Annotated in this window: 8 protein-coding genes and 1 pseudogene; 7 read left to right on the top strand and 2 right to left on the bottom strand. The window is 55.6% G+C overall.

The window, feature by feature from the left end:
* A pseudogene (gene eno, locus ACMNI9_RS01550) lies at positions 1–142 on the top strand (phosphopyruvate hydratase); the annotation flags it as partial.
* Between the two features lie 108 nt (positions 143–250).
* Here eno and ACMNI9_RS01555 read toward each other — a convergent pair.
* Positions 251–1,099, bottom strand: a complete 849-nt coding sequence (locus ACMNI9_RS01555; protein ID WP_216529372.1) for a cysteine hydrolase family protein — start codon at positions 1,097–1,099, stop codon at positions 251–253.
* 28 nt (positions 1,100–1,127) lie between these two features.
* Positions 1,128–2,510, bottom strand: a complete 1,383-nt coding sequence (locus tag ACMNI9_RS01560; protein ID WP_216529373.1) for a uracil-xanthine permease family protein — start codon at positions 2,508–2,510, stop codon at positions 1,128–1,130.
* Positions 2,511–2,732: 222 nt separating this feature from the next.
* Between ACMNI9_RS01560 and ACMNI9_RS01565 the strand changes: the two genes are divergently transcribed.
* The 6 genes from ACMNI9_RS01565 to ACMNI9_RS01590 all read left to right on the top strand — a co-directional run bounded on the left by ACMNI9_RS01565 (position 2,733) and on the right by ACMNI9_RS01590 (position 10,888).
* The gene (locus ACMNI9_RS01565) at positions 2,733–4,355 is read left to right on the top strand and encodes a PucR family transcriptional regulator (RefSeq protein WP_418830555.1); all 1,623 of its coding nucleotides are present in this window, start codon (positions 2,733–2,735) and stop codon (positions 4,353–4,355) included.
* Positions 4,356–4,527: 172 nt separating this feature from the next.
* Positions 4,528–5,631, top strand: a complete 1,104-nt coding sequence (locus tag ACMNI9_RS01570; protein WP_216529375.1) for a ring-opening amidohydrolase — start codon at positions 4,528–4,530, stop codon at positions 5,629–5,631.
* Between the two features lie 92 nt (positions 5,632–5,723).
* Entirely contained in the window at positions 5,724–6,986 is a 1,263-nt protein-coding gene (locus ACMNI9_RS01575) for a hypothetical protein (RefSeq protein ID WP_216529376.1), read from the top strand.
* Positions 6,987–7,006: 20 nt separating this feature from the next.
* A complete protein-coding gene (locus ACMNI9_RS01580; RefSeq protein ID WP_216529377.1) occupies positions 7,007–7,894 on the top strand; it encodes a DUF2877 domain-containing protein in 888 nt (295 codons plus the stop codon).
* Between the two features lie 21 nt (positions 7,895–7,915).
* A complete protein-coding gene (gene fdrA / locus ACMNI9_RS01585; RefSeq protein ID WP_216529378.1) occupies positions 7,916–9,460 on the top strand; it encodes an acyl-CoA synthetase FdrA in 1,545 nt (514 codons plus the stop codon).
* Positions 9,461–9,475: 15 nt separating this feature from the next.
* The gene (locus ACMNI9_RS01590; RefSeq protein ID WP_216529379.1) at positions 9,476–10,888 is read left to right on the top strand and encodes a DUF1116 domain-containing protein; all 1,413 of its coding nucleotides are present in this window, start codon (positions 9,476–9,478) and stop codon (positions 10,886–10,888) included.
* Positions 10,889–11,714 lie beyond the last annotated feature (826 nt).

The raw sequence follows: 11,714 nt of genomic DNA on the forward strand, positions 1-11,714 counted from the left end.
CAACACCGGCCAGATCAAGACGGGCGCGCCGTGCCGCAGCGACCGCGTGGCGAAGTACAACCAGCTGCTTCGCATCGAGGAAGAGCTTGACGCTCAGTCGACGTATGCCGGTATGGCTGCGTTCTACAACATCAAGCGCTAGAGTTATCTGCAAAATCGAGAGGCGTGCGAAATTCATGCCTTTCGGCGGAAGAAGCCGCCAGCCTCCTTGGGGGGCTGGCGGCTTCGTTCTTGTGGTACGACTGTCTTTTTAGGCGGTTTTCATTGCCTCGATTGCTTGGATGAGTCGTTTCGAGTCGGTTACGTTGCCGAACACGCCTCCCTGCATCTTGATGGATTTAATGGCGGCTTCATGGTTGCCCGGGTCGGTGGCCCCTGTGCCGTCTTTCATGAGAATGCACCAGTATCCGTAATCGTTGGCTTCGCGCATGATGGTATGTACGCATACGTCGGTGGTGATTCCGCAGATGACGATATGCGTGATACCGAGATTTTTCAGTACCATATGGATGGTGCTTGAGCCGAACGCCCCTTTTCCTGCTTTATCCACTATGAATTCTCCTGGTATGGGCTTCACGCGTTCGTGCAGATTCCAATTCTCCTGACCGCGTACGAGTAGGCGTCCCATGCCCTGCTCTGGTTTATCGCCGATTCCTACGCCGTTGCCGATGATTTTGCTGCGTAGGATTTTATTGAACGGCGCATCGGATAGGTCGGGCAAGTGGCCTTCTCTTGTGTGGATAACGTTCATGTCGGTTGTGCGAACGGCGGCCAAGGCACGCTCGATAGGGCCTAGCGCTGATGCCGTCTGCTGAAGGTCGTAGCCCATTACGTCGACATAACCGTTCTTGCCGCAGAAATCGATTTGCATGTCAACGCAGATGAACGCCGTTCGCGCTGAGTCCATCTCGACATAGGCGGTGTCCCCGAAGTTCGGGCAGTCCTCCACGGGCAAGGTCACAAGGGTCCCGATCGGGTTGCCGTAGAGCCACGAGGGATAGTGAAACGTTCGGGTTTCGAGGAAGTCCTCGTAAGCTTCGTCCACCCGTTTCAGCATGGTGCCCCTGGCTTCGTCGTGGATTTTTGGCGCGTCGATCATATCTGTCTCCTTTTATGTTGTCGGACGACTACTTTGTTTCGTCGGTCGAGTTGGTGATACGGGGTGGGTTTTCGGCGTACGCCGTGCTGGTCGTATCGGCTGCGTAGCGACACTGCGGCTTTCTCATAACGAGTTGTTCCATGATTACCGTCAGGATGATCACCATGATTACGGGGTTCTTGAGCAGGGTGGAAACAAGGCGCGGGGTTTCGGAGAAGAAGGAATCGGGCAGAAACGATGTGCCGAGCGCAAGGAAGACCGAGAATCCGACGATGAATATTTCGCGCGTATTGAACGCGCCCGCTTGAACCATGGTGCGTGCACCAATCCCGATGAGCGTGCAAGCCACCCCTATGAGCACGGCTCCGGCTACAGATTCGGGCATGGCGGCCATCACTCCTCCGATGGTGCCGAAAAAACTCATGACAATGCATGCGATGCTTGCACATATCAAGAAGAACCTGGAGGCTACGCGGGTTAGCAGCACGAATCCTAAGTTCTCTCCGTATGGTGCGGTCGGCGGGGCTCCCAAGGTGCCTGTTAGGCAATGCTCGATCAAGCCGAATATCGTGAACGTGCGTCGGTGTTCTCGTTCGGTTTGTTTTGCGTCGACGATTTCCGAATACCCTTCAACGTTGCCGTACGCGTTCGCCGATGCGAATATCGTCACTACGGTCATGGTGACGATGAGATCGATCGGCGGAAGCGATATGCCGTAAGGGAACAGTTGGGGAATGGTGAAAACCGGCATGGAAGCTACGAGACCCCAGTCAAATTTACCCAAGGCTATAAACGCAAGGTAGCCTATAACGATGGTTATGAGCACGGGGACGGTGGCAATCAGGCCGCGTCCTTTGATGGACAGCCATCCGCAGAACAACGCCAGCCCGATGCCCAGAGCGAAGGGCATCGAAAACCCGTCCGATGCCACCAAGCTGACGCCGGTGGTGCTGGTGGAGAGGCCCACCATGAGTATCATGGCTCCTGAAACAAGCGGGGTCCATACGCTGCCGATCTTATCCATGATGCCAAGCGCACTCAAAATGGCTACGATGATGCCCGCTATGATGAAGGCGTTGAAAGACTCCAGGGCGTAATCTGCCCCTCCGACGGAACAGGCGGCCACAATGGCCAGCGAGGGGATGATGTTGGGACCCGAAATCATGGCAAGTCGATGCCCAAAGAGGGCTTGCAGCAAGGTTGATGCACCGATGACGAACACTACCCGCGTCATGTATAGGCAGAGATCCTGCCCTTCGAACCCAAGGCCTTTCCCAACGATGGAGTACCCCCAGACCACGGGATAGAACATGATCATAATCCATTGAGCCGAATACAGTATGGCGTCGCGCTTTGTCCGAGGCGTATCGTCCGGGCCATATACGAGCTTGTTGGCAGAGTTGGAGGACATGGGGCATTCCCTCCTTTCGACCATGCGTCCGAGCATGGCGAGCGGCTGAACAATGCTGGCGAGGAGGATGCGCGTCCTTGTGTAGACAATCTTACAGAATTGATGCATCGGGGTCTTTGTCAGTTGTTGCCAAAGACCCCGATGGTAATTTGGCAGCAGAAAATCATGTCTTTCCACTAGGATAAATAGTGCGCTTCCGTGTGCGATGGCAAAGGGGGCTTCATGCACAAAACAGTCAGGGATATGTTTGGTCTTGAAAGTTTCGAGGGCGCTAAGGTTGTCGCAGGGGAAAGCGGCTTGTCGAACACCGTTGTAGGGGCATCCCTTATGGAGGTTCCCGACGTGTTCCCTTATTTGGAACGGGATACGCTTCTGCTGACCACGCTGTTTCCCATTGCCGACGATGCCGAGCGCATGGATGACTTCATAGCCCGGGTATACGAGTGCGGCGTGGCCGGCGTGTGTATAAAGCCCTTGCGCTATATTGGGAAAATACCGGAACGTATGCTCCAGCAGGCTGATGAGCTGGGAGTCCCCGTGCTCGAACTGCCGCCTGACGCCAATCTTTCAAACATGGCCAACCAGATACTCTCCCTATCGTTGAACGAATACATCGCGCAGCTTCAATTCCGCAGCCATGTGCACAATGTGCTGGCTGAGCTTTTACTGAACGATTCGGATGTGCAGGCGCTCGTAGAGTGCTTGGGCGTGCTTGTGGAAAGGGATGTTTGCGTGCTGGACAAGGACATGAAGATCATGTGCGCCGCGTCGGCTGCCGGCCAGCTTTTCGAAGAGGGCGCGCTTGCCGATCGGGTTGATCCTCGGAGTATGCTGGAGCGCAGACGCAAATTATTGATCGACCACAGCTTGTATCCTATTGTCGCCGGCAAGCATCGATTCGGGTATGTTTACGTTTTAGGCTATCCAGCCGATTCGAATGACCGCATCAGCATCGATATAGCTGTGGAGCAGTCTGCTATTTTGCTTGCAGCGCTGTTTCTTAAAACGGATGCGGTGTTTAAGAATCAGAAGAACTTTCGCGATGTGTTCATTCGAGACCTGTTGCAGGGCAAAGTGAAGTCACCTATCGAGATCGAGAATAAGACGAAGGCGTTCGGCATGTCCCTTGTGTTCCCGCAGCCGGTCATTTGCTTGAAGGCATTCACGGAGGATGAAATTGCCCGCAAGGAGTTCTATGACAGGGCGATCAACACCGGTCTTTTCGATGAATGGTACGCTAAGCTGGGGGATCGTTTGATCCAGCGGGTGTACCTGGTGTATTTCAATGACGCCATCGTGGTGCTGGGAGGCGTTGCCGACGAGGATCGATTAGTGGCTTTGTTCCGGAGCATCATGCCCGATCTTATTGCGTTGGCTCGTGCCAAAAGCGTGAAGATAGGAGTGGGAATATCAGACTCATGCGACCATATTCAGGCGCTCGATATGGCGTACGCGCAGGCTATGAGCGTGCTTAAAACGGGAGGGGCTCTGAACAAGCAGTCATTCGTCGACACGTACTCCAAGCATCGGGTGTTCTCTATTATCGAAAACGTAAGCAACGTTGACACGCTGAAGCAGTTTGTTCGCGACAAGATAGGGGTGCTTATTGATTACGATCATAAAAACGGCACCGATCTCATGGAGACGCTCGGACTTCTGATAGAAGGGGACCTGAACTACAAACGCGTGGCAGAGCGATCGTTCATTCATTACAACACCGTACGGTATCGCGTGAGCAAGATCGAGCAGTTGGGGGTTGGGTTGAAGCCTGGCCGCGATTTTGCGGAAGTGGTGGTCGCTCACGATTGTTGGGTGTGGCTTCGTGCGCTTGAGGATATGGAGTAGTTCCGTATAGCCGGTCCTTTCATAGGTGTTGGTTCGAATTGACAATGATCATCGCGATCCTTTGGTGACGAACGACAATGACAGGTAAAAATCGCGTCCATACAATGGGTGCATAGGGATAAGCCCATTGGCCAATGGTTCTGCCCAGTCACTTCAACCAGGAGGATGCTGTATGAAAAAGATCGATGTTCACAAGATCGAAATGTCCAGTCCTGATGACACACGTGGCTTGAAGAGCCTTATAGACGAAGGCGTCGTGGATCCGAAAACGATTATTGCCGTGCTCGGTAAAACCGAAGGCAACGGTTGCGTGAACGACTTCACGCGAGGTCTTTCGACCATCGCGTTCAAATTGCTCATTGCTAAGGAAACCGGCTGGTCTGAAGAGGATATTGCGAAGAAGGTCGCTTTCGTGATGTCCGGTGGCACTGAAGGCGTGTTAGCTCCTCATGCTTCCGTATTCTGCCGTATCGAGGCGGAGGGCGAGCCTACGTCTGCAAAGACGCTGGCCGCAAGCTCTGGCTTCACTCGAGAGTTTCTACCTGAAGAGCAGGGAACCATGGCGGTGGTGGAGGAATGCAAGCGCGTGACGCTGGAGCTTATGGAGCAGGCTGGCATCACGTCTGCAGAAGACGTGCATTTTGTGCAGATAAAATGTCCGTTGCTTACGTCTGAGCGGATTCTTGATGCGCAGGAACGTGGTCATGATGTTGTAGTTCATGACACATACGAATCTATGGGATACAACCGCGGAGCTTCTGCATTGGGCGTCGCGCTTGCGCTTGGGGAGGCTGCCGAGGGGTCCGTCACCGGCGATGCCATTTGCAGCGATTGGTCGCTGTACTCGAAAGTGGCATCGACGTCGGCTGGTGTTGAACTGCTGAATTGCGAAATCATCTTGATGGGCAATTCTGTCGAATACGATAGCGCCTATACCATTGGGCACAGCGTCATGAAGGACGCCATTGACCTCGAGGCTGTGTTGGAGGCCATCGAGAATGCCGGCATGGAGCTCGATGGGCTGCCTACGGCGCAGCAGAAGGCAAAGATCGTCAATGCGCTTGCGAAGGCAGAGGCCGACTCGACAGGTTATGTTCGCGGTCGTCGCAATACTATGCATACTGATTCCGATATAAACCATACGCGTCATGCGCGCGGTGCCGTAGGCGGTGTGATAGCTGCTGCTGTAGGGGATCCGATGATCTACGTATCGGGCGGTGCCGAGCATCAGGGTCCGGACGGCGGCGGCCCGATTGCCGTCATCGTTGAACGATAGTCGAATGCCCCATGCCCCGATCAGATGGGCATGGGGCTCCTTCTAAAACCGAAGTCTGCACCTCATAACCATTCCAGAGAGAGGATGGGAAGATGCAATTTGTCTTGAGTCTTGTTCCGCTCGCTGTCATCATCGTGCTTCTGGTCATGAAAAAGCACATGCTGTTCGCGGGCCTTGTCGGGGGCTTCGCCGCTATGATAATCGGCGGGATTTCCTTCGGCGATTTGGGCGGTGCCATGACCAAGGGTTTGGGAACCATGTTCGGCAATGTCGCGCCCATTCTGTACGCTGCGGCAGCGGCTATGGCCGGCAAAGGCGGTTGCTTTAAATCGCTGGTCAATCTCTGCGAAAAACTGCTAAAGGGTAAGTTTGCCGTGCTCGCCGCCGTGTTGGTTGTCGTGCAGGCTTGCGCTACGTACATGGCCGGTTTGTCTGCAGGGAATACCATGGTTATCGCACCTCTGGTGTTTGCCGCCATCGGCGCGGTCCCTGAAGTGGTTGCGGGCATGGCTATTGCGGGCGCCGTGTGCTTCATCACCTCCCCTGCGGGCGCGCAGGGCGTGGTCACGGCTGAGAATATTGGGATTGATGTAGTCGAGTTCGCCAATATCATGACGCCGTTCACTATCGTGTTGGTGTTGCTGGCAGCCGCCCTTGCCTTCTATGGGGTGTACCGTCGCGGCACCATGGTGGCCGATCGCGCGGCTAAGGCATCTGAGGGGGTTGTGGAGGAATCCGTCAGCAATGCGAAGCTGTTCGTGCAATCCATTCCCGTTATCGTGTTGCTGCTTATGGTGGTTCTTGGCGGTTGGGTCAACGGCTTGGTGGGCTCGCATGTTATCGTTCCCGCCGTCACCGTATGCGTCGTCTGCATTCTCATCGTCATGTGCACGCCGCTCGACATCGAGGGAACCTGCAATGCGCTTATCGACGGATCTCAGTTCATTCTGACGACCATGTTCTCGGTAGGCATCTTCTTGGGATTCATCAACCTTATGGAGCAGATTGGCGCATTTTCCAATATTGCTTCTATTGCGAGCGCGGTGCCGACGTTCATTATGCTTCCGGTGGCTATGATCATCGGTTTCTTGATCGCCATACCTTCGGGCGCGTATTGCGCCGGTGTGCTCACGCTGATTCTGCCTACCATGGCGCTTATGGGGTTTTCTCCTATCGCCATGGGCCTTATTGCGTTGGCTACCGGCTTGGGAACCCAAATCAGCCCTGTTCAGATCAATGTCGTTGCGCTTTCGAATGGATTTGACAAGAGCATAATGGATATCGTGAAGAACAACATGAAGTACATGGTTGGCATGCTTGTCCTGCTGATCGCGGTTTCGTTCTTCTTCGCATAAGGGTACGGTTGGGGGCGTTCATGCTCACGCTGCAAGCGCATGCGTGCGACGAGGAGTTTCGAAAGGCCATGGAAAGCCGAACGCCTCTTGAAACGATGCAGGTGTTCGACCATGCGGTGAACTTCCTGCTTGGGTCCAGCGTGTACTCTCTGGTTTCCCATCGCAGCTATGCGGCTCCGTGCACTGCAACAGTGGAAGATGGATTCTCGTTCCGCTCGCATCCGATTGTTGCTGGATGTACGGCGGTATGGGAGCGGGGCGACCTTGTGCTTGCTCCTTCGCTGCGGGTTGGTTTTTCGGCATGCGAGATTTCGGACGTGCGATGTTCGGCTCTTCCTTGGAGCAGCGAAAAGGCGATTGCGGGTCTAAGTGCATTCGATGAGCATCTGGTTTCTTGGGATTTCGATTGCGGCTGTCTTGCAGGGTACCGCATCCGTCGATTCAAGGAGAGCAGGCAGATGGACCCGATGACCGCCTGTGTCGAATGGCGGGCGATGCGCCTGCTGCGCACGGCGATGCAAGGAGACGCCGTTGGTGGGGCCGTTCGAGGATTGGTGGGAGCGGGTATCGGCTTGACTCCTTCGGGCGATGATTATATCGATGGATTCTTGTGCATGCTTGGCAGTATCGATCATCCCGATGCTGCGGCCGTTCGCGCACGTATCGTAAAGGATTTGCTGGAGCCGGGAGTGCTGCAGGCTACGACGGCGGTAAGCCGCCAGATGCTCATATGCGAATGCGCCTTTCGCTCTGCTTTGCCTCACTTGCGCTTGGTGAACGCCTTGCTCCGGGATGCGCAGGATATGCGTCCAGCTCTTTCCGAGCTTCTTGCAATCGGCCATACATCTGGAGCCGATTTTGCCTCCGGAGCCGCAAGCGCGCTCTGGGAGTTTGTATCCAACCATTAAAACTGAGGAAAGGACGCGATAATGCATTGCGTAACAATCGTTCAGAAGAATTCGTACTTCGATTCGGTGACCCTGATGTCCATTGGCAGTGAGATCAAGGGACAAGGCAGGGTGGAACAAGCTGTTGTAGCCATGGCTACCGAGCTGAACAAGGAGATACTCGAGAACGTTGGGCTTGCCACCGAGGAAGTCCGGGCTGCCGGTTCGAATGATTTCATCATTGCCGTGATGGCCGAAACTGAAGAGGAGTGCGAGCAGGCCGTTGCGTCGGTGCGCGAGAAGCTAAACAGAAAAAACGATGCTTCCAAGCAAGAGCAGGTCGAGGAGTATCGAACGGTGCGCCAAGTGGCTGCAAAGGGCATGGGTGACATCGCCGTCATATCGGTCCCGGGTCGGTATGCGGCTCGAGAGGCCATGCTGGCGTTGCGGCAGGGGCTCCATGTCATGATGTTCAGCGACAACGTGCCTGTTGAAGATGAACTTCGCTTGAAAAAGTACGCAGCCGCTCGCGGACTGCTTGTTATGGGTCCCGATTGCGGAACGGCGGCCCTCAATGGTGTGGGCCTATGCTTCTCTAACAGCGTCCGTCGCGGGTCGATCGGTCTTGTTGCTGCGTCGGGCACGGGGTTGCAGGAGGTCATGGTGCAGATCGATCGCATGGGAGGCGGCGTTTCTCAAGCTGTCGGCACTGGTGGGCGCGACTTGAGTGAAGCCGTAGGCGGCATCATGATGCTCGAGGGCATCAAGGCGCTTGATACAGATGGCGATACGAAGGTGATCGTGCTCGTATCGAAGCCTCCCGCGAAAACTGTGATGTTGAAGATCCTTGATCTGCTGGAGACGGTGGATTGTCCGGTGGTTGCATGCTTTCTCGAGGGCGACACGGGTCTTGCCGTCGCACCGCATATCCATTTGTGCGACAACTTGTACGACACAGCCGTCTTGGCGGTGGCGCTGGCCAACGGAAACGTTGCTTCCAGAGAAGATTTTGGTGAACCGGATGCGTGGGCGAATGCGATGGCCTCGCGCGTGGAAGGGCGCTTCCTGCCCGACCAGAAATTCGCTCGAGGTTTCTTTTGCGGCGGCACTTTGTGCGCCGAGTCCGTGTCTATCTTGCGCTCGCGCCTGGGCTCGCTGAAAAGCAACGTATCCCATCGGCCCGGCGAGGAGATGCATGGGTCGGATGGGTGCGTGGGCAACGTGCTGCTGGACATGGGCGATGACGAGTTCACGAACGGGCGGCCTCATCCCATGATCGAGCCTTCGCTGCGCAACGACAAGATCGTCGAGCAAGCGCACGATCCAAGCGTGGGCGTCATTCTTCTGGATTTCGAGCTGGGGTTCGGTTCGCACGAAGATCCGGTGGGCAAAACCATTTCTGCTATTCGCGAGGCACGTGCGGTTGCTGCGGCGCAAGGGCGCGAGCTGCTCTTCATCGGTTACGTATGCGGAACCGCCTCTGACAAGCAGGACCTGGCAGCCCAATGCGCGCTGCTCGAGCAAGAAGGCGTATTGGTCGCTGACAGCAATAAGGCTGCATCGCTCCTGGCCGCCGAAGTACTGTAAACGGAAGGTGACACCATGAACGCAATCAATGATCTGTTCGGCACCGCTCTGAAATTTGTGAACATTGGGGCTCCCAACTTTGCGGAAGACCTCAAGCTGCAGGGGCAATCGGTCATTCAGCTGGCATGGCAGCCTCCTGCTATGGATGCGTCGTTGCTCGAGGTGCTCGATGAGCTGATGGACGACGATGCCGTGCAGGCTGCGAATGAGGAAGCCGTGCGCCGAATCATGTCGTCTCAGACGAGACTGGTGGGTCTTGCGCGCGCGCTCGATGTGATTCCCGGTATGACAAACGATACCATCTTGCATGCCGGCCCACCCATTGCATGGCGGGACATGTGCGGCACTATGCAAGGCGCCATCGTGGGCGCGCTCCTGTACGAAGGCCGGTGTGCAACCGAGGACGAAGCGCGCGGGTTGGCGGCAAGCGGCGTCATAACGTTCTCTCCATGCCATGAGCACAATGCCGTGGGGCCTATGGCAGGCATCATATCCCCTTCGATGCCTGTTCATATCATAGAAAACGAACCATACGGAACGAAGGCTTATTGCACGGTCAACGAAGGATTGGGAAAGGTTCTGCGTTTCGGGGCGTTCGACGCTTCGGTGCTGGATCGTCTTTCTTGGATAGAAAAGGAGTTCGCTCCCGTGATGGACGCTGCCGTCCAAGCGCTCGGCGGCATAGACACCAAGGCAATTATCGCGCAGGCCGTGCAGATGGGCGATGAGTGCCATAATCGAAACAAGGCTGCTACCAGTCTACTGATTAAGGAGCTGGCGCCCGTGTTGATGGATTGCGGCGTGCCTGTTGGCGTGGCTCAACGAGTACTGCGGTTCATCGTGGCGAACGAGCATTACTTTCTCAACCTGTCGATGCCTTCGTGCAAGTGCTCGCTCGATGCGGCGATGGGCATCGAGCATTCCACCGTGGTTACGGCCATGGCTCGCAATGGTGTGGAATTCGGTATCAAGGTAAGCGGTTTGGGGAACGCTTGGTTTACGGCGCCCGCCCAAATGGTAGAGGGCTTGCTGTTTCCTGGTTTTTCAGCCGAGGATGCCAATCCTGATCTAGGGGACAGCGCCATCACCGAAACAATGGGGATTGGCGGATTTGCCATGGGCGCGTCTCCAGCCATCGTTAAATTCGTTGGAGGATCCGTTGGCGACGCGATACGCTACACCGAGAGCATGGGGGACATCACCGTGGCTGAAAATCCTGGCTTCTCGTTACCGTCGCTTGATTTTAAGGGAACGGCGACGGGTATTGATGTGTTGAAGGTGCTGGAGAGTGGCGTGCTCCCGGTTATCAACACGGGCATTGCCCATCGAGTTCCGGGCGTGGGTCAAGTGGGTGCAGGCATCGTGCATCCGCCGATCGAATGTTTTGAGGGGGCTTTGGCTGCGTTTGCGAAGACCCGTATGAACTGAAGTTTGGTTCAGGCGGTGCTGTGCCGCAGCTGCGTACGATCTCGCTGAAGGGAGGCGCCCGGCCAAGACACGGGATGAGGTTCGCGCTTTTTGGCGACGGGCCTTACCTGGCCAGGCGCCTTGTGCTTTTGGTGGCGGGATCTGTCATTTCGGCGTATGGCATCGCGCTTGCCATCGAAGCGGGTTTCGGAAATGTCGCGCTTGTCGTGTTGCGGCAGAGCGTGTCCCGAACGTTCGGCATCGCCATGGGACAGGCTTCTCTTGCAACATCCCTGATCATGATAGGTTTTGCATTCTTGTGCGATAGACGGCCGAGCCGAATGGGCACTCTGGTGCATCAGGTAGTTTGCAACGTGTTCGTAGATGCGTTTTCAAGGGTGCATAGCTACGGTGGATTCGTTCCAATTAATTCTTTTTTTGTCGATGATCGTGAGCATTTTGCTGTTTGCGATAGGGGCGGGAGCGTATGCCGCCACCGATACGAGCAGGGATTCGTGCGAAGCGGCGACGTTTGCGCTGACGGATAAAAACAGATGGTCCATCGGCGTTGACCGGATGATTGAAGACGCCGTTGTGGTTGCAAGGGGCCGTCCTTCGGGGCGGCCTTTGTCGTGCGCGCATGTCGAGTAGGGGTCGGACTGTCGATTGCAATTGCTTAAAGATTGGTCATCGAACCGGAATCGCGCCGCTTTTCTATATCCTCTAAGCGCTATAATATGCGTTAGTGAATAAGCGGTTGCGCCGAGCTTGTGCGCGAGGGGTTGCGCGTGCAAGCTCGACTCGCCTGGTAGGGAGGATGCTCATGCTTGAAATGGTTTCGGTCGAA

Origin of the sequence: Paraeggerthella sp., assembly GCF_048427265.1 — a bacterium.
In the GTDB taxonomy this organism is placed as follows: Bacteria; Actinomycetota; Coriobacteriia; order Coriobacteriales; family Eggerthellaceae; genus Paraeggerthella; species Paraeggerthella hominis.